Source organism: Escherichia sp. B1147, from assembly GCF_001660175.1.
Taxonomy (GTDB): Bacteria; Pseudomonadota; Gammaproteobacteria; order Enterobacterales; family Enterobacteriaceae; genus Escherichia; species Escherichia whittamii.
In genome coordinates, this window is record NZ_LFHY01000014.1 from 34,035 (window position 1) to 60,773 (window position 26,739).

The 26,739-nt window shown below is 50.1% G+C and carries 33 protein-coding genes and 1 other annotated feature; of the genes, 22 read left to right on the forward strand and 11 right to left on the reverse strand.

Features of this window, described 5'->3' with window-relative positions:
• Positions 1–156: 156 nt before the first annotated feature.
• Positions 157–966 carry a propanediol diffusion facilitator PduF gene (gene pduF, locus A9180_RS14530; RefSeq protein ID WP_064529393.1) on the reverse strand — a complete coding sequence of 270 codons (810 nt, stop codon included), beginning with the start codon at positions 964–966 and terminating at the stop codon, positions 157–159.
• Between the two features lie 513 nt (positions 967–1,479).
• Between pduF and pduA the strand changes: the two genes are divergently transcribed.
• The 19 genes from pduA to A9180_RS14625 are packed head-to-tail and all read left to right on the forward strand — an operon-like array spanning position 1,480 to position 16,011.
• A complete protein-coding gene (gene pduA, locus A9180_RS14535; RefSeq protein ID WP_001183614.1) occupies positions 1,480–1,764 on the forward strand; it encodes a propanediol utilization microcompartment protein PduA in 285 nt (94 codons plus the stop codon).
• Positions 1,761–2,573 carry a propanediol utilization microcompartment protein PduB gene (gene pduB, locus A9180_RS14540; protein ID WP_064529394.1) on the forward strand — a complete coding sequence of 271 codons (813 nt, stop codon included), beginning with the start codon at positions 1,761–1,763 and terminating at the stop codon, positions 2,571–2,573. Before pduA ends, pduB begins: the two co-directional genes overlap by 4 nt.
• An 18-nt stretch (positions 2,574–2,591) precedes the next feature.
• Positions 2,592–4,256 carry a propanediol dehydratase large subunit PduC gene (gene pduC / locus A9180_RS14545; RefSeq protein ID WP_064529395.1) on the forward strand — a complete coding sequence of 555 codons (1,665 nt, stop codon included), beginning with the start codon at positions 2,592–2,594 and terminating at the stop codon, positions 4,254–4,256.
• A gap of 9 nt (positions 4,257–4,265) precedes the next feature.
• Positions 4,266–4,934 (forward strand): propanediol/glycerol family dehydratase medium subunit, encoded by a 669-nt coding sequence (locus A9180_RS14550; protein WP_064529396.1) that lies wholly within the window; start codon positions 4,266–4,268, stop codon positions 4,932–4,934.
• 14 nt (positions 4,935–4,948) lie between these two features.
• The gene (pduE, locus tag A9180_RS14555; protein WP_064529397.1) at positions 4,949–5,467 is read left to right on the forward strand and encodes a propanediol dehydratase small subunit PduE; all 519 of its coding nucleotides are present in this window, start codon (positions 4,949–4,951) and stop codon (positions 5,465–5,467) included.
• A gap of 9 nt (positions 5,468–5,476) precedes the next feature.
• Positions 5,477–7,309, forward strand: coding sequence for a diol dehydratase reactivase subunit alpha (locus A9180_RS14560; protein WP_064529398.1), 1,833 nt, complete (start codon positions 5,477–5,479; stop codon positions 7,307–7,309).
• Entirely contained in the window at positions 7,299–7,649 is a 351-nt protein-coding gene (locus tag A9180_RS14565; protein WP_064529399.1) for a glycerol dehydratase reactivase beta/small subunit family protein, read from the forward strand. Before A9180_RS14560 ends, A9180_RS14565 begins: the two co-directional genes overlap by 11 nt.
• A 19-nt stretch (positions 7,650–7,668) precedes the next feature.
• On the forward strand, positions 7,669–7,944 hold the full coding sequence (pduJ, locus tag A9180_RS14570) for a propanediol utilization microcompartment protein PduJ (RefSeq protein ID WP_001057752.1): 276 nt from the start codon (positions 7,669–7,671) through the stop codon (positions 7,942–7,944).
• 23 nt (positions 7,945–7,967) lie between these two features.
• Positions 7,968–8,381: a BMC domain-containing protein gene (locus A9180_RS14575; protein WP_064529400.1), complete on the forward strand. Its 414-nt coding sequence runs from the start codon at positions 7,968–7,970 to the stop codon at positions 8,379–8,381.
• An 11-nt stretch (positions 8,382–8,392) separates the two neighbouring features.
• Positions 8,393–9,025, forward strand: coding sequence for a phosphate propanoyltransferase (locus A9180_RS14580; protein ID WP_064529401.1), 633 nt, complete (start codon positions 8,393–8,395; stop codon positions 9,023–9,025).
• Complete coding sequence (pduM, locus tag A9180_RS14585; RefSeq protein ID WP_064529402.1) at positions 9,022–9,513, forward strand: microcompartment protein PduM; 492 nt, start codon at positions 9,022–9,024, stop codon at positions 9,511–9,513. Before A9180_RS14580 ends, pduM begins: the two co-directional genes overlap by 4 nt.
• 3 nt (positions 9,514–9,516) lie before the next feature.
• A complete protein-coding gene (locus A9180_RS14590) occupies positions 9,517–9,792 on the forward strand; it encodes a EutN/CcmL family microcompartment protein (RefSeq protein ID WP_064529403.1) in 276 nt (91 codons plus the stop codon).
• Positions 9,793–9,803: 11 nt separating this feature from the next.
• On the forward strand, positions 9,804–10,811 hold the full coding sequence (pduO, locus tag A9180_RS14595; protein ID WP_064529404.1) for a two-domain cob(I)yrinic acid a,c-diamide adenosyltransferase PduO: 1,008 nt from the start codon (positions 9,804–9,806) through the stop codon (positions 10,809–10,811).
• Positions 10,808–12,193 (forward strand): CoA-acylating propionaldehyde dehydrogenase PduP, encoded by a 1,386-nt coding sequence (gene pduP / locus A9180_RS14600; RefSeq protein WP_064529405.1) that lies wholly within the window; start codon positions 10,808–10,810, stop codon positions 12,191–12,193. Before pduO ends, pduP begins: the two co-directional genes overlap by 4 nt.
• 10 nt (positions 12,194–12,203) lie before the next feature.
• Positions 12,204–13,316 carry a 1-propanol dehydrogenase PduQ gene (locus A9180_RS14605; protein ID WP_064529406.1) on the forward strand — a complete coding sequence of 371 codons (1,113 nt, stop codon included), beginning with the start codon at positions 12,204–12,206 and terminating at the stop codon, positions 13,314–13,316.
• Entirely contained in the window at positions 13,313–14,656 is a 1,344-nt protein-coding gene (locus tag A9180_RS14610) for a 4Fe-4S dicluster domain-containing protein (protein WP_064529407.1), read from the forward strand. The genes A9180_RS14605 and A9180_RS14610 overlap by 4 nt, the downstream gene beginning before the upstream one ends.
• Before the next feature lie 2 nt (positions 14,657–14,658).
• Positions 14,659–15,213 (forward strand): propanediol utilization microcompartment protein PduT, encoded by a 555-nt coding sequence (gene pduT / locus A9180_RS14615; protein WP_064529408.1) that lies wholly within the window; start codon positions 14,659–14,661, stop codon positions 15,211–15,213.
• Positions 15,213–15,563: a propanediol utilization microcompartment protein PduU gene (gene pduU, locus A9180_RS14620; protein ID WP_064529409.1), complete on the forward strand. Its 351-nt coding sequence runs from the start codon at positions 15,213–15,215 to the stop codon at positions 15,561–15,563. Before pduT ends, pduU begins: the two co-directional genes overlap by 1 nt.
• 4 nt (positions 15,564–15,567) lie before the next feature.
• Positions 15,568–16,011, forward strand: coding sequence for a EutP/PduV family microcompartment system protein (locus tag A9180_RS14625; protein WP_064529410.1), 444 nt, complete (start codon positions 15,568–15,570; stop codon positions 16,009–16,011).
• A gap of 109 nt (positions 16,012–16,120) precedes the next feature.
• Here the strand turns inward: A9180_RS14625 and A9180_RS14630 are convergent, their stop codons facing one another.
• The 4 genes from A9180_RS14630 to dacD form a co-directional block, all read right to left on the reverse strand.
• Positions 16,121–16,450: a DUF496 family protein gene (locus tag A9180_RS14630; RefSeq protein WP_064529411.1), complete on the reverse strand. Its 330-nt coding sequence runs from the start codon at positions 16,448–16,450 to the stop codon at positions 16,121–16,123.
• A gap of 171 nt (positions 16,451–16,621) precedes the next feature.
• Positions 16,622–17,680 carry an FUSC family protein gene (locus A9180_RS14635; RefSeq protein ID WP_064529412.1) on the reverse strand — a complete coding sequence of 353 codons (1,059 nt, stop codon included), beginning with the start codon at positions 17,678–17,680 and terminating at the stop codon, positions 16,622–16,624.
• A gap of 202 nt (positions 17,681–17,882) precedes the next feature.
• On the reverse strand, positions 17,883–18,356 hold the full coding sequence (sbmC, locus tag A9180_RS14640) for a DNA gyrase inhibitor SbmC (protein ID WP_064529413.1): 474 nt from the start codon (positions 18,354–18,356) through the stop codon (positions 17,883–17,885).
• A 118-nt stretch (positions 18,357–18,474) separates the two neighbouring features.
• A complete protein-coding gene (gene dacD / locus A9180_RS14645; protein WP_064529414.1) occupies positions 18,475–19,641 on the reverse strand; it encodes a serine-type D-Ala-D-Ala carboxypeptidase DacD in 1,167 nt (388 codons plus the stop codon).
• A 211-nt stretch (positions 19,642–19,852) separates the two neighbouring features.
• Here dacD and sbcB point away from each other — a divergent pair, with 211 nt between their 5' ends.
• The gene (gene sbcB, locus A9180_RS14650; protein ID WP_064529415.1) at positions 19,853–21,277 is read left to right on the forward strand and encodes an exodeoxyribonuclease I; all 1,425 of its coding nucleotides are present in this window, start codon (positions 19,853–19,855) and stop codon (positions 21,275–21,277) included.
• A gap of 73 nt (positions 21,278–21,350) precedes the next feature.
• Here the strand turns inward: sbcB and plaP are convergent, their stop codons facing one another.
• The 6 genes from plaP to yefM form a co-directional block, all read right to left on the reverse strand.
• Positions 21,351–22,709, reverse strand: coding sequence for a putrescine/proton symporter PlaP (gene plaP, locus A9180_RS14655; protein ID WP_064529416.1), 1,359 nt, complete (start codon positions 22,707–22,709; stop codon positions 21,351–21,353).
• Positions 22,699–22,761, reverse strand: coding sequence for a membrane protein YoeI (gene yoeI, locus A9180_RS24310; protein WP_010723108.1), 63 nt, complete (start codon positions 22,759–22,761; stop codon positions 22,699–22,701). Before yoeI ends, plaP begins: the two co-directional genes overlap by 11 nt.
• A 214-nt stretch (positions 22,762–22,975) precedes the next feature.
• Entirely contained in the window at positions 22,976–23,905 is a 930-nt protein-coding gene (locus A9180_RS14660; RefSeq protein WP_064529417.1) for a LysR substrate-binding domain-containing protein, read from the reverse strand.
• Between the two features lie 45 nt (positions 23,906–23,950).
• Positions 23,951–24,775 (reverse strand): SDR family oxidoreductase, encoded by an 825-nt coding sequence (locus tag A9180_RS14665; RefSeq protein ID WP_064529418.1) that lies wholly within the window; start codon positions 24,773–24,775, stop codon positions 23,951–23,953.
• 82 nt (positions 24,776–24,857) lie between these two features.
• On the reverse strand, positions 24,858–25,112 hold the full coding sequence (gene yoeB / locus A9180_RS14670; protein ID WP_064529419.1) for a type II toxin-antitoxin system mRNA interferase toxin YoeB: 255 nt from the start codon (positions 25,110–25,112) through the stop codon (positions 24,858–24,860).
• The gene (gene yefM, locus A9180_RS14675; RefSeq protein ID WP_001259255.1) at positions 25,109–25,360 is read right to left on the reverse strand and encodes a YoeB-YefM toxin-antitoxin system antitoxin YefM; all 252 of its coding nucleotides are present in this window, start codon (positions 25,358–25,360) and stop codon (positions 25,109–25,111) included. Before yefM ends, yoeB begins: the two co-directional genes overlap by 4 nt.
• A 282-nt stretch (positions 25,361–25,642) precedes the next feature.
• Between yefM and hisL the strand changes: the two genes are divergently transcribed.
• A complete protein-coding gene (gene hisL / locus A9180_RS23235; protein ID WP_001364200.1) occupies positions 25,643–25,693 on the forward strand; it encodes a his operon leader peptide in 51 nt (16 codons plus the stop codon).
• Positions 25,669–25,792: a sequence feature (His leader region), on the forward strand. It overlaps the preceding gene by 25 nt.
• 46 nt (positions 25,793–25,838) lie before the next feature.
• Complete coding sequence (gene hisG, locus A9180_RS14680) at positions 25,839–26,738, forward strand: ATP phosphoribosyltransferase (RefSeq protein ID WP_000131782.1); 900 nt, start codon at positions 25,839–25,841, stop codon at positions 26,736–26,738.
• Position 26,739: the final 1 nt, after the last annotated feature.

Consider the following 26,739-nt stretch of genomic DNA (forward strand, 5'->3'; position numbering starts at 1 on the left):
TACATTTAATCTTCACATCATCCCTGATGATTTACTGACGAGAAGCACAAAAGACAATAACAAAAGCCTCCATGAAGCGGGAGACTTTTTAATAAGTTCGGAAAGCAGATCACAAACAGTAAAAAAATAAACGTTTATAACCGCCAGGTTATTTCGTTATTCGGTGATATCTTTAGGCGTAACACTATTGACAGGTAAATTTTGCGCAATGAGAAAGCGATAAATCGCCGCACCAACGCAGGCACCAATGACCGGAGCAATAATGGGTACAATGAAATAAGGAATATTGCGTCCGCCAGTCATCGCTATTTCTCCCCACCCAGCAAGCCAGGTGAAAATTTTTGGCCCAAAATCACGCGCTGGATTCATGGCAAAACCAGTTAATGGTCCAGTAGAAGCACCAATAACAGCAACCAGAATACCAATCAGTAAAGGGGCAAGAGGCCCCTTTGGTACGCCATTGCCGTCATCGGTCAACGCCATAATCAATCCCATTAACATAGACGTTATGACCACTTCGACCAACGCCGCCTGCCATACATTTATTGCCGCTGCCGGGTAAGTACTGAAGATACTGGCGAGTTGTAAACTTTCTGTACTACCACGAACCATATTGTGGGTAGATTCAAAATCGGTAAACAAATTGCTATATAAAAAATACGCCAGAACCGCACCACCAAAGGCACCCGCTAATTGCGCCACACAAAATGGCAGCACTTTACGGCCAGGAAAAGCGGCGAACAACCATAGAGCAATCGTAACCGCCGGGTTGAGATGAGCGCCGGAAATTCCTGCCGTAAGATAAACAGCAAGTGAAATACCTAACCCCCAAATAATACAAATTTCCCACAGTCCCAGACTTGCCCCGGCAAGTTTGAGGGCACACAAACAACCAATGCCAAAAAAGAGGAACAGTCCGGTGCCCAAAAACTCGGCAACGCATTGCGCCTTGAGTGAATCATTCATAGTGACACCTTCTTTGCGGAGTTTATTTCTTCATCAGCCAACAGAATTGCTGATTGTTGTGTATATCGAGCGCAACTATAAAAATTGCTCTGCAGAAAATATTGCTAACATGCATGACAGACTCGTGGAAAAATCGTGCTGACATAGCAAATTATTGTCATTGCCGAAGCATGCAACACAGCGTTAATCAGTGCTGATAGTAATAATTACTGCCCAATTCTCACAATAAAAAATTGTCATCACGATATAATAAAATTTAAACAAATATCACAGTTCCCTTCTGCGAACCAAACCCAACGAAATATTATTCTCGATTAAGCCCACTAGCCAACGCAATTAATTCACATTGAAACACCCATAAAATAACCAATAAATTAATAACATATAGTTTATAAAAGCAATTTTATAATATTTGTTCTCTATTAATTTTTCTCATTGGCCGGTTAAGTCAGCCATTCTTTTTCCTCGCTTTTTTTTATAGTCATATCGACAAAAAATCCATGCGAGGTCTTTATGCAACAAGAAGCGTTAGGAATGGTAGAAACCAAAGGCTTAACTGCCGCCATAGAGGCCGCAGACGCCATGGTGAAGTCGGCAAATGTATTGCTGGTCGGCTACGAAAAAATAGGTTCCGGGCTGGTGACCGTCATCGTTCGTGGTGATGTCGGGGCGGTAAAAGCGGCAACAGACGCAGGTGCCGCCGCTGCGCGTAACGTCGGTGAAGTGAAAGCCGTACACGTTATTCCCCGCCCACATACCGATGTCGAAAAAATCTTACCAAAGGGAATTAACCCATGAGCAGCAATGAACTGGTCGAACAAATCATGGCACAGGTCATCGCCCGCGTAGCGACGCCAGAGCATGAGGTTCTCCCGGAAACCACTCATCAAACACGAGAGACGGCTATGGCAGAAAAAAGCTGCACGTTAACAGAATTTGTTGGCACCGCTATTGGCGACACTGTAGGTCTGGTCATTGCGAACGTTGATAGCGCCCTGCTGGACGCGATGAAACTCGAAAAACGCTATCGCTCCATTGGCATTCTGGGTGCGCGTATTGGCGCAGGTCCACACATTATGGCTGCTGATGAAGCGGTCAAAGCCACCAACACTGAAGTAATTAGTATTGAACTTCCTCGCGATACCAAAGGCGGTGCCGGACACGGCTCATTAATCCTCTTAGGTGGCAACGATGTTTCCGATGTGAAACGCGGTATTGAAGTTGCCCTGAAAGAACTCGACCGGACCTTTGGTGATGTCTATGCCAACGAAGCCGGGCATCTTGAACTGCAATATACCGCCCGTGCCAGCTATGCACTGGAAAAAGCGTTTGGCGCTCCGCTGGGGCGCGCTTGCGGCGTTATTGTCGGCGCTCCAGCTGCTGTTGGTGTTCTGATGGCCGATACCGCGCTGAAGTCCGCCAATGTGGATGTCGTGGCGTACAGCTCACCTGCTCATGGCACCAGCTACAGCAATGAAGTCATTCTGATTATCTCGGGTGACTCCGGCGCAGTCCGTCAGGCGGTCATCTCCGCACGCGAAATCGGTAAAACCGTACTTTCGACTCTCGGCGATACACCGAAAAACGATCGCCCTTCCTACATCTGAATTCCCTGAGGCAGATTCATGAGATCGAAAAGATTTGAAGCACTGGCCAAACGCCCGGTCAACCAGGACGGTTTCGTTAAAGAGTGGATTGAAGAAGGCTTCATTGCGATGGAAAGCCCGAACGATCCAAAACCGTCAATCAAAATTGTTAACGGCGTCGTCACCGAGCTGGATGGAAAGCCCGCCAGCCAGTTTGACCTGATCGACCACTTTATCGCCCGCTACGGCATCAATCTCGCGCGCGCCGAAGAAGTCATCGCGATGGATTCGGTCAAACTTGCCAATATGTTGTGCGATCCAAATGTCAAACGTAGCGATATCGTTCCCCTTACCACAGCAATGACGCCCGCTAAAATCGTCGAAGTCGTTTCGCAAATGAACGTGGTAGAGATGATGATGGCGATGCAAAAAATGCGCGCCCGTCGGACACCATCACAACAGGCTCACGTCACCAACGTTAAAGATAATCCGGTACAAATTGCTGCCGACGCGGCTGAAGGGGCATGGCGCGGGTTTGACGAACAGGAAACCACCGTCGCTGTTGCTCGCTATGCCCCGTTCAACGCCATCGCTCTGCTGGTAGGTTCGCAGGTTGGGCGCCCGGGCGTTTTGACCCAGTGTTCGCTGGAAGAAGCCACCGAACTGAAACTCGGTATGTTAGGCCACACCTGTTACGCCGAAACTATTTCTGTCTACGGCACAGAACCCGTTTTCACCGATGGCGATGACACCCCGTGGTCAAAAGGATTTCTCGCGTCGTCTTATGCTTCTCGCGGCTTAAAAATGCGCTTTACTTCCGGCTCCGGCTCTGAAGTGCAGATGGGCTACGCGGAAGGAAAATCAATGCTTTATCTCGAGGCTCGTTGCATTTACATCACCAAAGCCGCAGGTGTTCAGGGGCTGCAGAATGGTTCGGTAAGTTGCATTGGTGTTCCATCAGCGGTGCCGTCAGGCATCCGTGCAGTGCTGGCGGAAAACCTAATTTGCGCATCGCTGGATCTGGAATGTGCCTCCAGTAATGACCAGACCTTTACCCACTCAGATATGCGCCGTACCGCGCGTTTTCTGATGCAGTTCCTGCCGGGTACTGACTTTATCTCTTCCGGTTTTTCCGCTGTGCCGAACTACGACAACATGTTTGCCGGTTCAAACGAAGATGCCGAAGACTTCGATGATTACAACGTCATTCAGCGTGACCTGAAGGTTGATGGCGGTCTGCGACCGGTGCGCGAAGAAGATGTTGTCGCCATCCGCAATAAAGCCGCACGCGCTTTACAGGCTGTCTTTGCCGGTATGGGTTTACCCCCTATTACCGATGAAGAAGTCGAAGCGGCGACCTATGCCCACGGCTCGAAAGATATGCCAGAACGCAACATCGTAGAAGACATTAAGTTCGCCCAGGAAATTATCAATAAAAACCGTAACAGCCTGGAAGTAGTGAAAGCCCTGGCGCAAGGTGGGTTTACCGATGTCGCCCAGGACATGCTCAACATGCAAAAAGCGAAACTGACCGGCGATTATCTCCATACCTCAGCCATTATCGTCGATGACGGACAAGTGCTCTCTGCGGTCAATGACGTCAATGATTACGCCGGACCGGCTACGGGTTATCGCCTACAAGGGAAACGCTGGGAAGAGATCAAAAATATTCCCGGTGCACTTGACCCCAACGAAATTGACTAAGGGTGAGAAATGGAAATTAACGAAAAATTACTACGTCAGGTAATCGAAGACGTGTTGGCAGAAATGCAAACCAGCGACAAGTCCGTTTCATTTCGCGCACCTGTCTCCGCAACTGCCACTTCTGCACCGGATGCCGGGAGTTTTTTGACCGAAATAGGCGAAGCCCAACAAGGCACTCAGCAGGATGAAGTCATTATTGCTGTAGGCCCGGCATTTGGCCTGGCGCAGACCGTCAATATTATCGGCATTCCGCATAAAAACATCTTGCGCGAAGTGATTGCCGGTATCGAAGAAGAAGGCATTAAAGCCCGTGTGATTCGCTGCTTTAAATCGTCTGATGTCGCATTCGTGGCGGTCGAAGGCGATCGCCTTAGTGGTTCCGGCATTGCTATTGGTATTCAGTCAAAAGGCACCACGGTTATCCACCAGCAGGGGCTTCCCCCTTTGTCTAACCTGGAACTTTTCCCGCAAGCGCCTTTGTTGACGCTGGAAACTTATCGCCAGATTGGCAAAAACGCCGCGCGTTATGCGAAGCGTGAGTCTCCACAACCAGTTCCGACCCTCAACGATCAAATGGCGCGGCCTAAATACCAGGCCAAATCAGCCATTTTGCATATCAAAGAGACGAAGTACGTGGTAACTGGCAAAAAACCGCAAGAACTGCGCGTGACGTTTTAACAAAGGAAACCTTCATGAATACCGATGCAATTGAGTCGATGGTCAGGGACGTGTTGAACCGCATGAACAGTCTACAGAGTGTAACTCCTGTTCCTGCAGCCCCCAACGCGTCAATACAGAGCGCCAAAGTGACTGATTACCCACTGGCAAATAAACATCCAGAATGGGTCAAAACGGCGACCAATAAAACGCTCGACGATTTCACTCTGGAAAATGTACTCAGCGATAAAGTCATCGCCCAGGACATGCGCATAACCCCTGAAACATTGCGTATTCAGGCCGCGATTGCCAGAGATGCTGGTCGCGATCGCCTGGCGATGAATTTTGAACGTGCCGCCGAGCTTACCTCTGTGCCGGACGATCGCATCCTTGAAATCTACAATGCGTTACGCCCTTATCGTTCAACTAAGCAAGAACTCATTGCCATTGCTGACGATCTTGAACGTCGTTATCAGGCCAAAATTTGCGCTGCATTTGTCCGCGAAGCTGCAGAACTCTATGTCGAGCGTAAAAAACTGAAAGGCGATGATTAAGGACGAACTATGCGATATATAGCAGGCATTGATATCGGCAATTCATCCACAGAAGTGGCACTGGCGACGCTCAGTACGTCTGGAGAATTGTCATTCGTGAGCAGCGCTCTTGCGGAAACTACTGGAATCAAAGGTACGTTGCGTAACGTACATGGTATTCAGGAGGCGCTCGCACAGGCAACGAAAAAAGTCGGCATCAATGTCAGCGATATTTCGCTTATTCGTATCAACGAAGCAACTCCGGTCATTGGTGATGTGGCGATGGAAACCATTACAGAAACCATCATCACCGAATCAACCATGATTGGTCACAATCCGAAAACTCCGGGCGGAGTGGGACTGGGCGTGGGGCTCACCATCACGCCACAAGAGTTGTTAACACGCCCGGCAAACACCCCGTACATTCTGGTCGTGTCATCGGCATTTGATTTTGCCGATATCGCGACCATGATAAACGCCTCCGTGCGTGCTGGATATCAACTGACTGGCGTTATTCTGCAACGCGATGATGGCGTGCTGGTCAGTAACCGACTGGAAATCCCTTTACCCATTGTTGATGAAGTCCTGTACATCGATCGTATTCCGCTCGGTATGCTGGCCGCTATTGAAGTCGCCGTTCCCGGGAAGGTTATCGAAACCCTGTCGAACCCGTATGGGATTGCCACCGTTTTCGCCCTCAATGCTGAAGAGACTAAAAATATCGTTCCTGTTGCACGAGCGCTAATCGGCAACCGTTCTGCAGTAGTGGTGAAAACACCTTCTGGCGACGTTAAAGCCCGTTCGATACCCGCCGGAAACATCGAACTGCTTTCTGCCGGACGCACAATTCGAGTTGATGTTGCTGCAGGTGCCGACGCCATTATGAAAGCCGTCGGCGAGTGCTCAAAACTGGAAAACGTGACGGGAGAACCAGGCACCAACATCGGCGGTATGCTGGAACATGTTCGCCAGACTATGGCGGAGCTGACCAATAAACCCAGCCACGAAATTTTTATTCAGGATTTACTGGCGATAGATACCTCTGTTCCCGTCAGCGTAACCGGTGGTCTGGCTGGTGAGTTTTCACTGGAACAGGCAGTGGGTATCGCTTCAATGGTGAAATCCGACCGACTGCAAATGGCGATGATCGCCAGTGAAATTAAGCAAAAACTGCATGTTGATGTTCAGGTTGGAGGCGCTGAAGCAGAAGCCGCAATTCAGGGAGCCTTGACTACCCCTGGAACCACACGCCCTCTGGCAATTCTGGACTTAGGCGCAGGTTCTACCGATGCCTCCATCATCAATCAGAAAGGGGAAATGATAGCCACTCACCTTGCGGGTGCGGGCGACATGGTGACCATGATTATTGCCCGGGAACTGGGCTTAAATGATCGTTATCTGGCAGAAGAAATCAAAAAGTACCCGTTGGCAAAAGTAGAAAGCCTGTTCCACTTACGCCATGAAGACGGCAGCGTTCAGTTCTTCCCTACTCCCCTATCCCCTCATGTATTTGCCCGCGTTTGTGTAGTGAAACCTGACGAACTGGTGCCTATTCCCGGCGATTTAACGCTGGAAAAAGTTCGTGCTGTTCGTCGCAGTGCGAAAGAGCGCGTCTTCGTAACCAATGCCCTGCGCGCGCTACGTCAGGTAAGTCCTGGCGGAAACATTCGCGATATTCCGTTCGTCGTTCTGGTGGGCGGTTCTTCGCTGGATTTCGAAGTACCGCAGTTAGTCACCGATGCGTTGGCGCATTATCGGCTGGTCGCCGGGCGCGGGAATATCCGTGGTAGTGAAGGCCCGCGCAATGCGGTAGCTACCGGGCTACTCATTTCCTGGCACAAGGAATCGGCTCATGGAAAGTAAAGATCATGCGCCAGTCATTGTCGTCACAGAAATCGGTGACTGCATCAATACATGGAATGAGGTGCTTCTTGGCATTGAAGAGGAAGGTATTCCCTTTCGCATTCAACATATTCCGTCAGGTGAAGTTATCGATAGCGCCTGGCTGGCTGCTCGTCAGTCCCCCCTGCTGGTTGGCATAGCCTGCGACCGGGAAAAACTGATTGTGCATTACAAAAACTTACCGGCATCAGCGCCACTGTTTACGCTGATGTATCAACAAGATAACCATGCCCGGCGTAGCATCGGCAATAACGCTGCCCGCCTGGTAAAAGGCATTCCCTTCAGGGAATGCCACTCATAATCCACAGGAGAGACGCTGTATGAACAACGCACTAGGACTGGTTGAAACAAAAGGGTTAGTTGGCGCAATTGAAGCTGCAGATGCCATGGTTAAATCCGCCAACGTGCAACTGGTTGGCTATGAAAAGATTGGTTCAGGTCTGATTACGGTAATGGTCCGCGGCGACGTTGGCGCAGTAAAAGCCGCCGTTGATGCAGGGAGCGCCGCGGCAAGCGCAGTTGGCGAAGTGAAATCCTGCCATGTCATCCCACGGCCACACAGTGATGTTGAGGCCATTCTACCTAAATCTGCATAAACCCATTTACTAAGGAGCACAGCGTGAAGCAATCACTGGGATTACTTGAAGTCAGTGGTCTGGCACTCGCCATCAGTTGCGCAGACGCTATGGCAAAAGCCGCGTCCATCACGCTGGTTGGCCTTGAGAAGACCAATGGTTCAGGCTGGACGCTCATCAAAATCACCGGTGACGTCGCCTCGGTTAATGCGGCGATCGCGACGGGTGCCAGTTTCGCCGGACAGCGAAATGGCCTTGTCGCACACAAAGTAATTGCCCGCCCGGGAGAAGGAATACTGCCCCGCACAACAGAAGCATTGAATGTGAGGGTCGAAGCAAGCGAAACGCCAGCACCAACAATTGCCTCAGAGGTTATCAGTTGTAATTTGTGTCTTGATCCAGCGTGCCAACGGCAAAAAGGTGAGCCCCGCTCTCTTTGCCTGCACTCCGCTATGTGAGAGGTGTAGCAATGGATAAACAAACTTTGCAGGAGACTGTTAGCCTGGTTCTGGATGAGATGCGCAAGCGCCCTATCCCTCTGGGCGTTTCCAGTCGTCATATTCACCTTTCTACAACAGATTATGTGCGCCTTTTTCCTGAACAGCCGATCAGCGAGAAAAAACCATTATTGCAACCAGGTCAATTCGCTGCTGAACAAGTTGTTACGCTGGTGGGACCAAAAGGCAAATTACACAACGTTCGCTTGTTGGGGCCGTTACGTAACTCAAGTCAGGTGGAGATTTCCCGGACCGACGCCAGAACGTTAGGGATCACAGCCCCGCTACGTATGTCAGGCGATCTCAGCGGCACTCCTGGGGTTCGTCTGATAAGCCCATTTGCAGAGCTGGAAATCGCTTCTGGCGTTATTGTCGCGCAACGGCATATTCATATGTCTCCGCTTGATGCCCTGATTTATGGCGTTACACATGGCGATAAAGTGGCGGTCGCCGTTGAAGGTAATGAGCGACGACTGATATTCGATAACGTTGCTGTTCGCGTCGCACCGGATATGCGTCTTGAAATGCATATTGATACCGACGAGGCCAACGCCGCAGGCGCTGATAATCCTGAAGTTTTTGCCACTCTGGTGTCAGCGCCATGAATAGCGTGCTGATGCAGCATATTGTTGACGAAGTCATTTTTCGCCTGAAACAACGAGCGGGAAAAACACTCGCACTGACTGTTCCGCAACTACGAGAAGCAAGCGTTCACGAGATAGTTCGTCAGTATGCGTCGTTACAAATTCGATATGTCGATCTACCACTGTTACGACAACTTGCGGACAACGAAACGTCAGATCGAGCGGCGCTCTTCATTCACGGGGCGTTAGCCTGGGGAGTGCACATTCAATTGTCGTTGCAGAATCATTTCCTGAACGCCATCAAATTGCAGGCTCTCGCCCGTCTACCACTAACCTGGTGCGATGAACAAGGGCAACCAATCTACCTTCATCATGACCGACTTTTAAGTTATGCCGACATAGCGCAGTTATGCGCGGGGATTCTGGTGCTACAGCGGAAATGTTGTGTGACTGCACTCGCGCGCGAAGCGGCAATTACCCGAAACATTCAGTTAATCAGGCAGGAGTAACCCATGCATCTGGCTCGAGTCACTGGCGCGGTGGTATCCACGCAAAAATCACCTTCCCTGGTCGGGAAAAAACTGCTGCTGGTTCGCCGGGTCAGTGCTGACGGCGAACTGCCTCTCACGCCATTAACTGGCGACGAAGTTGCCGTTGATTCAGTTGGCGCTGGCGTCGGTGAGTTGGTACTCCTCAGCAGCGGCTCCAGCGCCAGACATGTTTTTAACGGCCCCAACGAAGCCATCGACCTGGCAGTGGTCGGCATTGTAGATACGCTTTCACGCTAAGGAGTTGAAAGATGGCGATTTATACCCGCACAGGTGATTCAGGAAGTACATCTCTATTTACCGGACAACGCGTCAGTAAAACTCATCTACGCGTCGAAGCCTACGGCACGCTGGATGAACTGAACGCGACACTAAGTCTGTGTTATTGCGCCACCTCCATCGAAAGCCATCGCATATTACTGGAAGCCATTCAACAACAGATATTTTGGTTTAGCGCCGAACTCGCCAGTGAAAGCGAACAGCCATCAACGCAGCAGCGTTACATCAGCACGGAAGAAATTGCCGCGCTTGAAAAAGCGATCGATAGCGCAATGAACGCTGTTCCGCCAGTTCACAGCTTCATTCTGCCGGGACGTTGTGAAGCCGCGAGCCGCATGCATTTCGCCCGCACGGTAGCCCGACGGGCTGAAAGGCGCCTGGTTGAACTGACAACAGAAGCCAGCGTCCGCCATGTTTTACTGCACTATATCAACCGACTTTCCGATTGCCTGTATGCCCTCGCCCGCGTGGAAGACAACGTTGCTCATCAGAACCTGATGATTCAGGAAATCACAAAACGTTATCGCGAGGCCAACCACACTTCAGCATTGAAGGAACGCACGATGTCGCTCACTTTTCAGGATCTTCACCAGCTCATTCGTAGCGCGGCAATGCGTGCGGATGAACTGCATATTCCCGTTGTTATCAGCATTGTCGATGCCAACGGAACAGAAAGTGTTACCTGGCGGATGCCTGATGCACTGCTGGTTAGCAGTGAACTGGCACCGAAAAAAGCCTGGACCGCCGTGGCGATGAAAACGGCAACACACAAGCTTGCTGATACCGTGCAACCGGGTGCGCCGCTTTACGGGCTCGAAAGCCATATGCAAGGCAAAGTCGTCACTTTTGGTGGCGGCTTCCCCCTCTGGCGTGACGGAATATTGCTTGGAGGGCTTGGCATTAGCGGCGGTAGTGTTGAACAAGACATGGATATTGCCCAAAGCGCAATGGCGGCGATTAACGTGGGAGTAAACCAATGAACAACTCTGAATTAGAAACACTGATCCGCAATATTCTGCGCGAGCAGTTAGTCCCCACGACTTCGCAAACGCATAAAAACGGTATTTTCCAGACTGTCGATGAAGCTGTCTGCGCTGCACACCTGGCCTTTTTGCGCTTTCAACAGTGTCCGCTTAAAACCCGCAGCGCCATTATCAGCGCCATTCGCGAAGAATTAACTCCCCGCCTTACAGAACTGGCGGAAGAGAGCGCCAACGAAACGGGGATGGGAAATAAAGAAGATAAGTACTTAAAAAACAAAGCGGCACTCGATAACACGCCTGGAATTGAAGATTTAACCACCACTGCACTGACCGGTGATGGTGGCATGGTTTTGTTTGAATACTCCCCGTTTGGCGTTATTGGCTCGGTCACGCCGAGTACCAATCCCACGGAAACTATCATTAACAACAGCATCAGCATGCTTGCAGCTGGCAATAGCGTCTACTTCAGTCCACACCCGGGAGCCAAAAACGTATCGCTGAAATTGATCACCATAATCGAAGACATCGCGTTTCGCTGTAGTGGCATTCATAGCCTGATCGTTACTGTATCTGAACCGACCTTTGCTGCCACCGAACAGATGATGGCGCACCCTAAAATCAGCGTTCTGGCGATTACCGGCGGTCCGGGCATCGTCGCCATGGGAATGAAAAGTGGCAAGAAAGTGATTGGTGCCGGTGCGGGTAATCCCCCCTGCATCGTCGATGAAACGGCAGATATTGTGAAAGCTGCCGAAGACATCATCAACGGAGCCTCATTTGATTACAACCTGCCGTGTATCGCTGAAAAAAGCCTGATCGTCGTGGCGTCAGTGGCAGATTATTTAATCCAGCAAATGCAAAGTTTTGGCGCCCTTCTTCTTAACCATGAGCAAACTGAAAAATTGCGAGTCGTTTGCCTGCCAGACGGTGTCGCCAATAAAAAACTGGTCGGCAAAAGCCCATCAACCTTGCTGGAAGCCGCAGGCCTCCCTTTGCCAGTAAAAGCGCCACGCTTACTGATTGCCGTTGTTGACGCCGATGATAGCTGGGTTACCAGCGAACAACTCATGCCAATGCTACCCATTGTGAAGGTCAACGATTTTGATAGCGCCCTCACACTGGCGCTGAATGTGGAAGACAGTTTGCACCACACCGCAATTATGCACTCGCAGAACATCTCACGGCTCAACCTTGCCGCGCGCGTTATGCAAACCTCAATCTTTGTTAAAAACGGCCCTTCCTGGGCTGGCATTGGCGTCGGCGGCGAAGGCTTTACCACCTTCACCATTGCTACACCGACCGGAGAAGGGACAACGTCTGCACGGACTTTTTCCCGCTCACGACGCTGTGTGTTAACCAGCGGCTTTTCCATTCGCTAGAGAAACGGAAATGAATACTTTTTCACTGCAGACGCGTTTATACAGCGGACCGGGAAGTCTCAAAGTTCTTAGCCGTTTCACGAATAAGCACATCTGGATTATTTGCGACGCTTTTCTGGCACGATCGCCATTGATTGATACGTTGCGCCAGGCGCTACCCGACAGCAACCGCTTCAGTATTTTTAGCGAAATAACGCCCGACCCAACTATCCAGACCGTGGTAAAAGGCATCTCTCAGATGCAAACTTTACGCCCGGATGTGGTTATCGGTTTTGGCGGCGGTTCTGCTCTGGACGCCGCAAAAGCTATTGTCTGGTTTAGTCGCCAGTGTGCCATTGAGATTGAAACCTGCGTCGCCATTCCCACCACCAGCGGTACCGGTTCAGAAGTGACCAGCGCCTGTGTCATCAGCGATCCTGAGAAAGGAATTAAATATCCCCTTTTCGATAACGCACTTTATCCGGATATCGCGATCCTCGATCCCTCGCTGGTCGTGAGCGTGCCACCGGCGATAACTGCCAATACCGGAATGGATGTTTTAACTCATGCGCTTGAAGCTTATATTTCTCCCCGTGCCAGCGACTTCACGGATGCGTTGGCTGAAAAAGCTGTGCAAATTGTTTTTCACTACCTGCCTACAGCCGTGAAGAAAGGCGATTGTCTTGCCACCCGTGGCAAAATGCATAATGCCTCGACGCTTGCAGGAATGGCCTTTAGCCAGGCGGGGCTTGGGTTAAACCATGCAATTGCCCATCAACTCGGCGGGCAGTTTCATTTGCCCCACGGTCTGGCAAATGCGCTCCTCCTCACGTCAGTTATTCGTTTTAATGCTGGCGATCCTCGCGCCGCCAAACGCTACGCCCGGCTGGCTAAAACGTGTCATTTATGCCCGGAAAATACCAATGACACCGCAAGCCTGAATGCACTCATTCAACATATTGAACAGCTCAAAAAAGCGTGTTCAATACCAACTCTCGCCAATGCTCTGAAAGAAAAAAAAGCAGAATGGCCATCGCGGATCGCGGATATGGTTCAGGCGGCGCTGGCGGATGCTACATTGCGTACCAACCCACGTGCAGCTGATGCCAATGCTATTACGGAACTGCTTGAGGAGTTGTTATGAACGTCGAGTTAACGTCCTGCGACGGCCAGACGATCCGCGAGCGAGTACAAGCAGCAGGGGTAGTGGGGGCTGGTGGCGCAGGCTTTCCAACGCATATCAAGCTGCAGGCGCGTGTTGACACTTTCCTGGTGAATGCGGCGGAATGCGAACCCATGCTGAAAGTGGATCAACAGTTAATGGCACAGCAAGCCAGTCGCCTGCTTCGCGGTGTTCACTATGCGATGAAAGCCACCGGGGCCAGTAGCGGAATCATCGCGCTGAAAGAGAAATATCAACTGGCAATAAACGCACTCACGCCACTGCTACCACCGGATATCCGCCTGCATATTTTGCCCGACGTTTACCCCGCTGGGGACGAAGTGCTGACCATCTGGATGGCAACAGGTCGCCGCGTTCCACCAGCCGCGTTACCCGTTAGCGTCGGCGTAGTCGTCAATAACGTCCAGACCGTGCTCAATATTGCCAGAGCCGTTGAGCAACAGTATCCAGTGACGCGCCGTTCACTAACCATTAATGGTGCAGTGGCTAAACCAATAACGGTGACCGTCCCCATCGGGATGTCTTTACGCGAAGTACTGGCGCTGGCGGGCGGCGCAACAGTGGATAATCCTGGTTTTATCAGTGGCGGACCGATGATGGGAAGTTTGATCACATCGCTCGATACGCCAGTCAGCAAAACCACTGGCGGATTGCTGGTTTTACCCAATTCTCATTCACTGATCCAACGTCGAATGCAGGATGACCGTAGCGTACTTGCCGTCGCGAAAACCGTTTGTGAGCAATGCCGCTTATGTACCGATCTCTGCCCACGTCATTTAATTGGTCACGAACTGTCGCCACATTTGTTAGTACGTGCAGTTAACTACCATCAGCTCGCTACGCCGCAACTGTTGCTGACTGCGCTCACCTGTTCGGAGTGCAACGTCTGTGCCAGCGTCGCCTGCCCGGTAGGTGTTTCACCGATGCGCATAAACCGCCTGCTTAAGCAGGAATTACGCGCCAAAAATCTCCGCTACGAAGGTGCCTTAAATCCTGAAGATGTCATGGCAAATTATCGGCTGATTCCAGTAAAGCGGCTGGTGGCCCGACTGGGATTAACCCCGTGGTATCAGGACGCACCATTGTCTGAACACGTACCACACCCCGAAAAAGTGACGCTATTGTTACGCCAGCACATCGGTGCCAGCGCAATTCCGTGTGTACAAAAAGGCGATTGCGTCGTTCGTGGGCAATGCGTGGGGCAAATTCCACATGGTGCATTAGGTGCCCCTATTCATGCCAGTATTGATGGCTCGATCGGCGATGTGACAGAAAACGCGATTACGATAGTGAGAGGTTAACCATGTCGAAAGCGGTAGGTATTTTAGAACTTAGTAGTATCGCGAAAGGGATGGAAACCGGCGATGCCATGCTGAAAAGCGCCAATGTTGAATTACTGGTCAGCAAAACGCTATGCCCCGGTAAATTTCTGTTGATGCTCGGGGGCGATGTGGGTGCGGTGCAACAAGCCATCAACAGCGGCACTTCCCTTGCAGGCGAAATGCTGGTCGACAACCTGGTCCTCCCCAATATTCATCCCAGCATCCTGCCTGCTATCAGCGGTCTGAACCACGTTGAACAGCGCCGGGCTGTCGGTGTCGTCGAAACCTGGAGTGTCGCAGCCTGCATTGATGCTGCCGATTATGCGGTTAAAGCTGCGAACGTCACCCTTGTGCGGGTACATATGGCCTTCGGCATTGGCGGCAAATGCTACATGGTGGTGGCGGGCGATATTTCAGATGTTAATAACGCGGTATCCGTCGCCAGCGAGCGAGCGGGGGAAAAAGGTTTGTTGGTCTATCGCTCGGTGATTGCCCGTCCGCATGAAGCCATGTGGCGGCAGATGGTGGAGGGATAATGACAACTCTACACACTACTGAAAGAATGATTCAGGAATACGTCCCCGGTAAACAGGTTACGTTGGCACATGTTATTGCGAATCCAGGAAAGGATCTGTTTAAGAAATTAGGTTTACCAGACACCGTTTCTGCCATTGGTATTCTGACGATTACCCCCAGTGAAGCATCTATCATCGCGTGCGATATCGCCACAAAGTCAGGCGCTGTAGAGATTGGTTTTCTTGATCGCTTTACCGGCGCGGTAGTACTGACTGGCGATGTTTCTGCTATCGAATATGCACTTAGCCAGGTTACCCGTACACTGGGTGAAATGATGCGCTTTACCGCCTGCCCCATTACGCGGACCTGACACGATGCAACGAATGATGTTCATCGGCCCAAGCCAGTGCGGAAAAACGTCACTCACGCAATGCCTGCGTGGGGAAGACATTCAGTATCAGAAAACGCAGGCAATCGTCTGGTCACCGGCCACCATTGACACTCCCGGGGAATACCTAGAAAACCGCAGTCTTTACAGCGCGCTGCTGGTCAGCGCCTGCGAAGCAGACATTATCGCCCTGGTGCTTAATGCGGACGCACCGTGGTCCCCCTTTTCACCTGGCTTTACCACGTCAATGAATCGTCCGGTCATTGGAATAGTCACCAAAGTGGATTTAGCCAATGAAGAACAGATATCTTTGGTGAAATGCTGGCTACGGGAAGCCGGAGCACGAAAGGTGTTAGTGACCAGTGCGGTAAATAACATCGGAGTTGCAGAACTTTTTGCCTTGCTGCATACAGAAGAAGGCTGTCGTTAAGTTAGAAATTTCAATCTGTTATCAGACGGGAATGATGACTTACGACACTGAGAAAAGAATCAATGAACAATGAGGATTGCCCGGCAATCCTCATTGAATAAAGTAGAACTTACTTCGCGTCGCCGTTTTTCATCTCGCCCATAGCTTTCAGCTTTTTGGAGATATCGCGGCGTTCTTTGGAGAGTTCAGCATTTTTGATGATGTAGTCATCAACACGATCTTCATAGTCGCCTTTCATGCTGGCGATGATGCCCTGAATTGCTTCAACGCTCATACCCGGTTTGATGTAGTCGCTCAGGTTGTCGAGCAGCAGGACGCGTTTCTGGTTGTCACGGATCTTTTTCTCAACGTCCTGGATTTCACGTTGCAGCTTGTTCTTACGGCGGAACAGACGAACAAATTCCAGCACGTCCTGGAATGAAGGCTTGGTAGTTTCCATTTTTATACCCCTGATAATGTGAGAGTCGGATTCGTTTAAGCAACCGCTATTCGTTAGGGCCAACATTACTCATAGCTGCCGCAGATGACAATGCTTTTATCCCTATTCACTATCATACCCTTTATCCTTGCTGAATCGAAGCAGCAGCAATTTGATTCTGAAGGTCGGAATTTATTTACGCAAAGCCCGACAAATCAGATTTGACAGCAACTCCAGTTGATGCGCCGTTTCCATGTTTAGCCACACATAGCCATAAATCGGCGTCTCAACGACTTTCAGATCATGATGATTAGCGAGCAACTGGCGCAACTCATCCACAGCATCGTTCAATTTTTCTGTATTGGCAAAAACCGGCTGTGGATTGCCTTCGTACAGAGCATGAACAAGAGTCAGCACTATTTGCTGCATCATTTGTTGTGTGTCGCGCAGTTTTTGTGCATTCAGTAGCACGAAATGACTGGGTCTGGTGGCCCAGTAAGCATTGATTTGCAGCTCCAGCATACAAACCAGATTACGGTTAATCGTCTGGATACCTTCATATATCGATTTTGGAATACGGGTTTCTTTGCTGGCGGGGGCAATCAGCCCACGCATTTTCACGGCATCGGTCAGGAGTTTTTGCAGATGGCTTTCCAGACGCGGGCGTTCAAGTAAGTTCGGCGAGAATGCAGATTGATAGACCCGGTTATATTCGGTCAGACTTTTCGCCAGTTGAATGCGCCAGTGGATGAACGCCCGTTGTGGCCAGATACCGGTAAACAGCATTGCCAGTAAAGAGCCGAGGATGACATCGCCACTTCGCCATAATGCCGTATCAATTTCACCTGTTGGGGAACCAACAACTATCGCCAGCGTCACACCAATCAATAAGCCTTGATAAGGTTTCTTGCCCAGCGCCAACCAGCCGCAAAGGAACATCGCCGCCGCGCACCAGACCAACATCAAAGGTAACGAAATTAACTCCAGTTGCAGGGCTATAAGACCTAAAATCGAGCCGAACACTGTACCGCCAATACGTTCGAATGCTCGAGGGACGACGTTACCCCAGAACGAGATTGGCCCCATAATCACCACCATAGTGACCAGTGGCCAGGTGCTTTCCGGGATAGTAAACAGGCGAATAATGAGAAAAGTCAGCAGGAATGCCAGCGCGACGCGAGTACCATGAACGATACGGTAATGACGATACACACGAATTTCAAATGGACTAAGGCACTTATCAGCTCGCACGCTGGGACTCCGTTAAATAAGGATAAAGTTAACTCAGAACGATTACCGCGGCCAGACACTAAACCAGGTGTCTAGCCGACTTACAACCAGTAATCAGGAACATTCCCGAAGGAATTGTCAGAAGTCTGAAGGCCAATTTTACCCTTTTACATGACGAAAAACAGCGAAGCAATCAGGTTAACACCTTGTTGTTGCACCAGAATTAACCCATTTTTGGCTGCACTGCGACATACATTTCAATATCCCAATAGCCGTCTTCCGATCCGTTATTAAGATAAACTTCGAAACAGGGCTTAGGTGACATCTGATAGGCACTGTCTTGCAAGAGAGTATTAAAAAACTGATACCATGGCGTAGAAAAATCATCGCCTTCGACGCGGGCAACGGCAACCGCATATTGCCCACCGGAGATTTCCGTCAGGATCACGCCTTCACTGTTTTCCGGTAGAGTGAAGTTGTTCTCCAGGGAAACCACCGTGTCACAACGTAACTTTTCGGCGGGTGTTTCATCTGGGTTATCGTAATAGACGGCGATCCATTCCTTAGGTACAACTTTTTTGTTGTCTACCCACATCATCAACTGCTCAAAACCTTTCTTCACCGTTTGTTCCCACGGGCCAACGAGATGGAAACCTGCAACGGTACGTTTGTCTTCCTGCTTAATCTCGTAGTTCATGACGCCTCCACATACACTGTTTTTTTGTACAGTGTATTTTGCAATATTAAAACCACAAGGAATGAGTGTTGATTATGCGAGCAGACTCGCACTCCTGCCAGTCTGCGGTAAATAAAGGTCAGGATTTATGGTGGAAATAATCGCTCAACCTGGAAAACATTCCGCCTTCACCGACAGATTCCAGGGTAACCAATGGCCAGTGCGCAACCAATTTATCCCGGTCGTAAAGCGCAATTTCCCCTACCCGCTTGTGAGCAGCAATTGGCGCAGTGAGTTCTTTACCATCAAGGGTATATTTTGCTTTGATATTAGGGATCTCCGCTTTTGGCAGCACCATCCAGAACTCTTGTTCCGTCCCCAGGGCGATGTTTTCTTTATCGCCATACCAGATGCGTTCCGTGCCAACCTTTTTCCCACGGTGCAAAATTTGCACCGTAGTAAAGTTCTGTTGCCCCCAACGCAGTAATTTTCTTGCCTCTTCTTCGCGAGCTTTTGCGCTGTCAGCGCCCATTACCACAGCAATAAGACGACGCTGCCCATCCACAGCCGAAGCAATGAGATTAAACCCGGCACCGGAAGTATGACCCGTTTTCAGGCCGTCAACGTTGATGGTTTTATCCCACAATAGCCCGTTTCGGTTTTGCTGGGTGATGCCGTTCCAGGTGAGGCTTTTCTCACTGTACATATGATAAAACTCGGGCTCGCCGTGGATGATGGCGCGAGAAAGCACGGCTAAATCATAGGCCGAACTGTGCTGCCCCGGCGCATCCAGACCATGCACCGTTTCGAAATGGGTATCCTGAAGATGCAACTTTTCAGCGTAATTGTTCATCATTGTGACGAACTGCCGTTGCCCGCCGGCAATATAATCAGCCAGCGCCACACAGGCGTCATTGCCGGAATCCACAATTAATCCACGGCTTAAATCACGTACCGATACTCGATCGCCTTCTTTCAAAAACATCAGTGAAGAACCGACAAATACCGGGTTATCTTTCGCCCACGCATCGCGCCCTACGGTGACAATATCGTCTGGCGTAATGCGATGGCTATCGATAGCGCGATCGACAACATAGCCCGTCATTAGCTTAGTCAAGCTGGCCGGGTTACGTTGTTGGTGCTCATTACCCGCCGTGAGGATCTGTCCGGTTGTGTAATCCATCAATACCCATGACCCCGCATGAATCTCCGGAGGTTGGGGTGAAAAGGGAATATTTTCCGCCGCAAAAGCAGACGATAAATTAAAAACGAACAAAGAAGCAGCAATAATAAGACGGCGTTTCAACAGCAAATCCTCAGGAGTTTCAAATAGCTGTTCTTTTTACGGAAATCCTGATGAACTGGCTGGAATAAAGTGCAAGAAAATGTGACTGTTGTCTCATTTTAATCTGGAATTATCTGCTGTCACTCTCTGCCAAAATATCGCTCTAAAGCTGATTAGCACAGTGATATTTGATACTCTGGCATACAACAGAAATAACGGATTTAACCTAACGATGAATGACGGTAAGCAACAATCTACCTTTTTGTTTCATGATTACGAAACCTTTGGCACGCACCCCGCGTTAGATCGCCCTGCGCAGTTTGCCGCCATTCGCACTGATAGCGAATTCAATATTATCGGCGAACCTGAAGTCTTTTACTGTAAGCCTGCGGATGATTATTTACCCCAGCCAGGGGCGGTGTTAATTACCGGCATCACTCCGCAGGAAGCCCGTGCAAAAGGGGAAAATGAAGCTGCCTTTGCCGCCCGTATTCACTCGCTTTTTACCGCACCGAAGACCTGTATTCTTGGTTACAACAATGTGCGTTTTGACGACGAAGTTACGCGCAATATCTTTTATCGTAATTTCTACGATCCCTATGCCTGGAGTTGGCAGCATGATAACTCTCGCTGGGATCTGCTGGACGTGATGCGTGCCTGCTACGCCCTGCGTCCGGAGGGGATCAACTGGCCTGAAAATGAAGATGGTTTACCGAGCTTTCGACTTGAACATTTAACCAAAGCGAATGGTATTGAGCATAGCAACGCCCACGATGCGATGGCCGATGTGTACGCCACTATTGCGATGGCGAAGTTGGTGAAAACGCGTCAACCGCGCCTGTTTGATTATCTCTTTAGCCATCGTAATAAGCACAAACTGACAGCGTTAATAGATGTACCGCAGATGAAACCGCTGGTGCATGTTTCCGGTATGTTTGGCGCATGGCGCGGTAATACCAGCTGGGTAGCGCCACTGGCGTGGCATCCTGAAAATCGCAATGCCGTGATTATGGTGGATTTGGCGGGAGACATTTCGCCACTGTTGGAACTGGACAGCGACACGCTGCGTGAGCGTCTGTACACCGCAAAAGCCGATCTGGGCGATAACGCCGCCGTTCCGGTTAAGCTTGTGCATATTAATAAATGCCCGGTGCTGGCTCAGGCGAATACGCTGCGCCCGGAGGATGCCGACAGGTTGGGAATTAATCGTCAGCATTGTCTCGATAACCTGAAAATTCTGCGTGAAAACCCGCAAGTGCGCGAAAAAGTGGTAGCGATATTCGCTGAAGCCGAACCATTTACGCCTTCAGATAACGTGGATGCCCAGCTTTATAACGGCTTTTTCAGCGACGCTGATCGTGCAGCAATGAAAATTGTGCTGGAAACCGAGCCCCGTAATTTACCGGCACTGGATATCACCTTTGTCGATAAACGCATTGAGAAGCTGTTGTTCAATTATCGGGCGCGTAACTTTCCGGGAACGCTGGATTACGCCGAGCAACAACGCTGGCTGGAGCATCGCCGTCAGGTCTTCACGCCAGAGTTTTTGCAAGGTTATGCTGATGAATTGCAAATGCTGGCACAACAATATGCCGATGACAAAGAGAAAGTAGCGCTGTTAAAAGCGCTTTGGCAGTACGCGGAAGAGATCGTCTGATACGATAAAGCCGGAGCGATAAACTCCGGCTTTTTGAGATTTACCAGATGATTATGTCATCCGGCTTTAAAGATTATGCAACGTCTTCGTACTGCGGAACCGGGTTGCGGAAGCTCTTAGTCACGCAAGCCAGGTAGATCAGGCCGATAGCCGCCCAGATCAGCCCCAGAACCATCGAGCTTTCTTCCAGGTTAACCCACAGCGCACCAACAGTCAGCGCACCACACATCGGCAGGAACAGATACTGGAAGTGATCTTTCAGCGTCTTGTTACGCTTCTCACGGATCCAGAACTGCGAGATAACCGACAGGTTAACGAAGGTGAACGCCACCAGCGCACCAAAGTTAATCAGCGCCGTTGCCATTACCAGGTCGAAGTTGATTGCCAGCAGAGCAATCGCACCAACCAGAATGATGTTCATTGCCGGAGTACGCCATTTCGGGTGTACATAACCGAAGAAGCTCTTCGGGAACACGCCGTCACGGCCCATTACGTACATCAGACGCGCTACGCCTGCATGTGCCGCCATACCGGACGCCAGTACGGTAATGGTGGAGAAGATCAGCGCGCCAATCTGGAACGCTTTACCCGCAACATACAGCATGATTTCAGGCTGCGACGCATCCGGATCTTTAAAGCGAGAGATATCCGGGAAGTACAGCTGCAGGAAGTAAGTTGCAAAGATGAAGATCATGCCGCCAATCAGCGCGGTCAGGAAAATTGCACGCGGGATCACGCGCTCTGCATCTTTGGTTTCTTCCGACAAGTTGCTGATGCCGTCAAAACCGGTAAAGGAGAAGCACAGAATCGTCGCACCAGTGATCATCGGGATGACATGTGCATCACCAGACCAGAACGGACGAGTGCTTGCCAGCGTACCAGCGCCTTCACCTTCAAACACGCCGTAAACGACCATGCCCAGAATTACCGCAATCAGCACAACCTGCAACACTACAATTACGGTGTTGAAGTTCGCTACGGATTTCAGACTACGCAGGTTAAAGGCAGTCATAAAGGCCACCAGCGCCACCACAAACATCCACGATGGAATGGAAGGCACCAGAGCTTCAAAATAAATTTTTGCCAGCAGAATGTTGATCATCGGCGCGAACAAATAGTCGAGCAGAGAAGACCAACCCACCATAAAGCCGACGGTCGGGCTAATGGATTTCTGGGCGTAAGTGTATGCAGAGCCAGCAGAAGGATAGCGGCGAACCAGCTTCCCGTAGCTCAGAGCCGTAAACAGGATCGCGATTAACGCGAACGCATAGGCTGTAGGCACATGACCATCCGTGAGGCCTGAAACGATACCAAATGTATCAAACAGCGTCATCGGCTGCATATAGGCAAGACCCATCATTACAACCGGAACTAACGTAAGCGTTTTACGCAATTCCACGCGAGAGGTGTTTGGAGTAACGTTATGCGACATGGTCATTCTCCTTTACGGTGATAACCGTCGCGTAAGCAAAAAATTGCCCCATTTTTTTGGATTCCTCAGCGACAACAACTGTCGATTTTTAGTAAATATCTATCCGGTACGAAGCCCGGCCTCTTGGTATGAATGATTGGTTTGAAGCAAAAAATAACCGACGCAGATTAAACGTCGGTTTTTAGTCATTTTTTGACAGCGGCGCATTGTGCCTAAATGGGGGGTAAATGACAAGAGAATGAGAAGCTTGTCATATAATTTTTTATTTAAATGGCTGATTTTCCGTCTTCAGATTTTGCATAAACACCAGCAATAGCACTATTTGCTAAAATCTCATCACGCCACCACGCGCTGGCAAGTCCTGCGGTTTGTTCATTCCATCCAATCCATACGGGTTCAAAGAGGGATTGCGCAACCACTTTCTTCTCAATTAACGCGCCACTATCGAGAAAGCGTTGCGCCAGATAGCGCGGTAAATAACCGCACCCAAGGCCACTGATTTGCAATTCCAGTTTGGTTTTAAAATCAAATACGGTAATGGCCTCTTGTTCGTCGAGAAGTTGTGATGCCGTAGAAGCGCCTGCCTGCGCAGTATCACCCACGATAATCGCCCGATAGCGTTTAATGATACGGCGATTTAGCGGTTCCTCTTCCAGAGCTAGCGGATGATGAGGTGCAATCGCGAAAACTTGTTCCAGACAGCCCAACCGAGAGAAACCATATTCGCTGGAAGATGGCGGTTCATGCATTGCACCAACAATAATATCTGCCCTGCCCTGGGTCAGAGCCTCCCAGGAACCGCCCAGGACGCCGTTGATAAATTTCAACCGCGTTACGCTGTGATGTTGATAAAAGACTTCAATGAGCGGCGCAAGCAGAGAAAAAGGGAAAGTGTCGTCTACTCCAATCACCAGCTCGTTTTCCCAACCTTCATGAAGTTTGATCGCCTGTTTTTCCAGTTCATGAACAGTGTGGAGTATTTCCCGCCCTTTCTCTAATAGCATTTTTCCGGTGCGGGTAAATTTAGCGCGGTGTCCGCTACGATCGAGTAATTGAATATTAAGGTCGCTTTCCAGCTTATGAACGGTATAACTCAGAGCGGACGGCGTCTTGTAAAGTTTGGCCGACGCCGCCGCAAAACTGCCTTCCTTTTCTAAGGCATCGAGGATCATCAACACATCCAGCAGTGGTTTCATACACGCCCCCTTGCAGTGTATGCGGCGTCCTGCTGGCGTGATCGTTTACTCCAGCGGCATTACCAGCGGATCGGGATACTGGTATTCAAATCCCAGTTCATTACAGATCCGACTCCCATCAACAATTTTACCTTTGCCGCTGTCCAGACTGTTTCTGAACTGCGGAGGCTCCAGCCCCAGTAAACGAGCCATCTGCGGATAGAAAACATTGCGCGCAGGGTGAGCTGGCGCACATATATTATAGATGTGTCCGCCTTTAGGTGCCTGTAACAACAGAGTGATAGCGCCAATAACATCTTCTAAATGGACTAAATTCACACCATGTTCACCGTCCGGTGCTGTTTTTCCGGCAAAGAAGCGTCCAGGATGACGCCCAGGTCCGACCAGACCAGCAAGACGCAAAATATCAACCGAAGTACCAGGTAAATTGTGCAGCCAGTCTTCCAGCTCTTTTAACACTCGTCCACTATGGGTCAGCGGATTACGCGGGGTGGTTTCTTTCACAGTGCCTTGTGCGTCGCCGTAGACAGACGTTGAGCTGGTAAAAATAATGCGGGGAATATGGTGAGCCAGCGCACTGTCTACCAACTCCTGCACAGCTTGTAAATAGAACTCATCGCCGGAGCCGCTACGACGTGCCGGAAGCGTAATCACCAGCGCGTCAGCATCCATCAGGGCATCCAGATCGTCAGAATCGCAAACTAATTCGGGCTCCATGCGAAGCAGATAGCTATCAATCCCACTCATTTGGGCCGCTTCGACACCATCTTGTGTCGTTTTACTCCCGGTGACTTGCCAGCCTCGCGCTGAAAGTGACATCGCCAGCGGCATGCCTAACCACCCTAACCCGACAATTGCGACCTTTTTCATCCGTTTTCTCCTGATACACCTTAGATCTATAAGGCTACGCTAGCGTATCAAAACTGACAATTCATTCTATGAATGAATCTCTTCAATAATGATAACGACATGCTGCAATGAGCAGTGAATCATCAGTAACCGCGTATACCAGACGGTGTTCCTCTGTAACGCGTCGGGACCAGAAGCCTGACAAATTATGTTTCAGGGGTTCTGGCTTCCCCTTACCTTCAAATGGTGTTCTGCGGGTATCTTTGATAAGTTCATTGATCTTTTTAACAATTCGCTTATCTGTTTCCTGCCAGTACAGATAATCATCCCATGATTCCTCAGACCAGATTAGTTTCACTCAATAATGTCCTTTTCCGTTCCTTTGCCTGATTTCAGGCTATCGATTGAGTCCATCAATCTCCGGGCGTTAGCGGGGGAACGCAGTAGATAAGCCGTCTCTTCCAGCGAGTTGTATTCTTCGAGTGACATCAGAACACAAGCCTCTCCATTCTGACGAGTAATAAGGATCGGGGCATGATCTTCAACGGCTTTCATCATTGTTGCCGACAAATTCTGACGCGCTTCGCTGTAGCTAATTGTACGCATGTCAATCTCCTCTTTTGTACATTTCATTGTACAATGATGGGCGTTAATTAACTATTTATTAATTAGTTTGTAGATCAAGACATTGTCAGCGAGACGAAAAATCAGACTTTGCTATTTTTGGTGCCGTCAGGTTAGAGGACAGTCCTCTTAGCCCCCTCCCTTCCCTGCTCATTCATTAAACAAATCCATCGCCACAAAATATATAAAAAAGCCCTTGCTTTCTAACGTGAAAGTGGTTTAGGTTAAAAGACATCAGTTGAATAAACATTCACAGAGAATTTTATGACACGCGTTCAATTTAAACACCACCATCATCACCATCATCCTGACTAGTCTTTCAGGCGATGTGTGCTGGAAGACATTCAGATCTTCCAGTGGTGCATGAACGCATGAGAAAGCCCCCGGAAGATCACCTTCCGGGGGCTTTTTTATTGCGCGGTTGATAACGGTTCAGACAGGTTTAAAGAGGAAGAAGAAAATGACAGACAACACTCGTTTACGCATAGCTATGCAGAAATCCGGTCGTTTAAGTGATGACTCACGCGAATTACTGGCGCGCTGTGGCATTAAAATTAATCTTCACACACAGCGCCTGATCGCGATGGCAGAAAACATGCCGATTGACATTCTCCGCGTGCGGGACGACGACATTCCCGGTCTGGTGATGGACGGCGTGGTTGACCTTGGGATTATCGGCGAAAACGTGCTGGAAGAAGAACTGCTTAACCGCCGCGCCCAGGGAGAAGATCCGCGCTACTTTACCCTGCGTCGTCTTGACTTCGGCGGCTGCCGCCTTTCGCTGGCAACGCCGGTTGATGAAGCCTGGGACGGCCCGCTCTCCTTAAACGGTAAACGTATCGCCACCTCTTATCCTCACCTGCTCAAGCGTTATCTCGACCAGAAAGGTATCTCTTTTAAATCCTGCTTACTGAACGGTTCTGTTGAAGTGGCCCCGCGCGCCGGACTGGCAGATGCGATTTGCGATCTGGTTTCCACTGGCGCCACGCTGGAAGCCAACGGCCTGCGCGAAGTGGAGGTTATCTACCGCTCGAAAGCCTGCCTGATCCAGCGCGATGGTGAAATGGAAGAATCCAAACAGCAACTGATCGACAAACTGCTGACCCGTATTCAGGGCGTTATCCAGGCGCGCGAATCAAAATACATCATGATGCACGCACCGACCGAGCGTCTGGATGAAGTGATCGCCCTGTTGCCAGGCGCAGAACGCCCAACCATTTTGCCGCTGGCAGGTGACCAACAACGCGTAGCCATGCACATGGTCAGTAGCGAAACTCTGTTCTGGGAAACCATGGAAAAACTGAAGGCGCTGGGAGCCAGCTCGATTCTGGTCCTGCCGATTGAGAAGATGATGGAGTGAT

Bases quoted from the DNA above. Each gene is read 5' to 3' on its own strand.
- pduJ (WP_001057752.1), top strand. From the start codon at position 7,669: ATGAACAACGCACTAGGACTGGTTGAAACAAAAGGGTTAGTTGGCGCA.
- A9180_RS14610 (WP_064529407.1), top strand. From the start codon at position 13,313: ATGAACGTCGAGTTAACGTCCTGCGACGGCCAGACGATCCGCGAGCGA.
- pduF (WP_064529393.1), bottom strand. From the start codon at position 966: ATGAATGATTCACTCAAGGCGCAATGCGTTGCCGAGTTTTTGGGCACC.
- A9180_RS14665 (WP_064529418.1), bottom strand. From the start codon at position 24,775: ATGAAAAAGGTCGCAATTGTCGGGTTAGGGTGGTTAGGCATGCCGCTG.
- A9180_RS14605 (WP_064529406.1), top strand. From the start codon at position 12,204: ATGAATACTTTTTCACTGCAGACGCGTTTATACAGCGGACCGGGAAGT.
- A9180_RS14625 (WP_064529410.1), top strand. From the start codon at position 15,568: ATGCAACGAATGATGTTCATCGGCCCAAGCCAGTGCGGAAAAACGTCA.
- A9180_RS14565 (WP_064529399.1), top strand. From the start codon at position 7,299: ATGGAAAGTAAAGATCATGCGCCAGTCATTGTCGTCACAGAAATCGGT.
- A9180_RS14550 (WP_064529396.1), top strand. From the start codon at position 4,266: ATGGAAATTAACGAAAAATTACTACGTCAGGTAATCGAAGACGTGTTG.
- yefM (WP_001259255.1), bottom strand. From the start codon at position 25,360: ATGCGTACAATTAGCTACAGCGAAGCGCGTCAGAATTTGTCGGCAACA.
- pduU (WP_064529409.1), top strand. From the start codon at position 15,213: ATGACAACTCTACACACTACTGAAAGAATGATTCAGGAATACGTCCCC.
- A9180_RS14580 (WP_064529401.1), top strand. From the start codon at position 8,393: ATGGATAAACAAACTTTGCAGGAGACTGTTAGCCTGGTTCTGGATGAG.
- hisG (WP_000131782.1), top strand. From the start codon at position 25,839: ATGACAGACAACACTCGTTTACGCATAGCTATGCAGAAATCCGGTCGT.
- pduP (WP_064529405.1), top strand. From the start codon at position 10,808: ATGAACAACTCTGAATTAGAAACACTGATCCGCAATATTCTGCGCGAG.
- A9180_RS14590 (WP_064529403.1), top strand. From the start codon at position 9,517: ATGCATCTGGCTCGAGTCACTGGCGCGGTGGTATCCACGCAAAAATCA.
- pduC (WP_064529395.1), top strand. From the start codon at position 2,592: ATGAGATCGAAAAGATTTGAAGCACTGGCCAAACGCCCGGTCAACCAG.
- A9180_RS14560 (WP_064529398.1), top strand. From the start codon at position 5,477: ATGCGATATATAGCAGGCATTGATATCGGCAATTCATCCACAGAAGTG.
- pduB (WP_064529394.1), top strand. From the start codon at position 1,761: ATGAGCAGCAATGAACTGGTCGAACAAATCATGGCACAGGTCATCGCC.
- pduE (WP_064529397.1), top strand. From the start codon at position 4,949: ATGAATACCGATGCAATTGAGTCGATGGTCAGGGACGTGTTGAACCGC.
- pduT (WP_064529408.1), top strand. From the start codon at position 14,659: ATGTCGAAAGCGGTAGGTATTTTAGAACTTAGTAGTATCGCGAAAGGG.
- pduO (WP_064529404.1), top strand. From the start codon at position 9,804: ATGGCGATTTATACCCGCACAGGTGATTCAGGAAGTACATCTCTATTT.
- plaP (WP_064529416.1), bottom strand. From the start codon at position 22,709: ATGTCGCATAACGTTACTCCAAACACCTCTCGCGTGGAATTGCGTAAA.
- sbcB (WP_064529415.1), top strand. From the start codon at position 19,853: ATGAATGACGGTAAGCAACAATCTACCTTTTTGTTTCATGATTACGAA.
- pduA (WP_001183614.1), top strand. From the start codon at position 1,480: ATGCAACAAGAAGCGTTAGGAATGGTAGAAACCAAAGGCTTAACTGCC.
- A9180_RS14630 (WP_064529411.1), bottom strand. From the start codon at position 16,450: ATGGAAACTACCAAGCCTTCATTCCAGGACGTGCTGGAATTTGTTCGT.
- sbmC (WP_064529413.1), bottom strand. From the start codon at position 18,356: ATGAACTACGAGATTAAGCAGGAAGACAAACGTACCGTTGCAGGTTTC.
- A9180_RS14660 (WP_064529417.1), bottom strand. From the start codon at position 23,905: ATGAAACCACTGCTGGATGTGTTGATGATCCTCGATGCCTTAGAAAAG.
- pduM (WP_064529402.1), top strand. From the start codon at position 9,022: ATGAATAGCGTGCTGATGCAGCATATTGTTGACGAAGTCATTTTTCGC.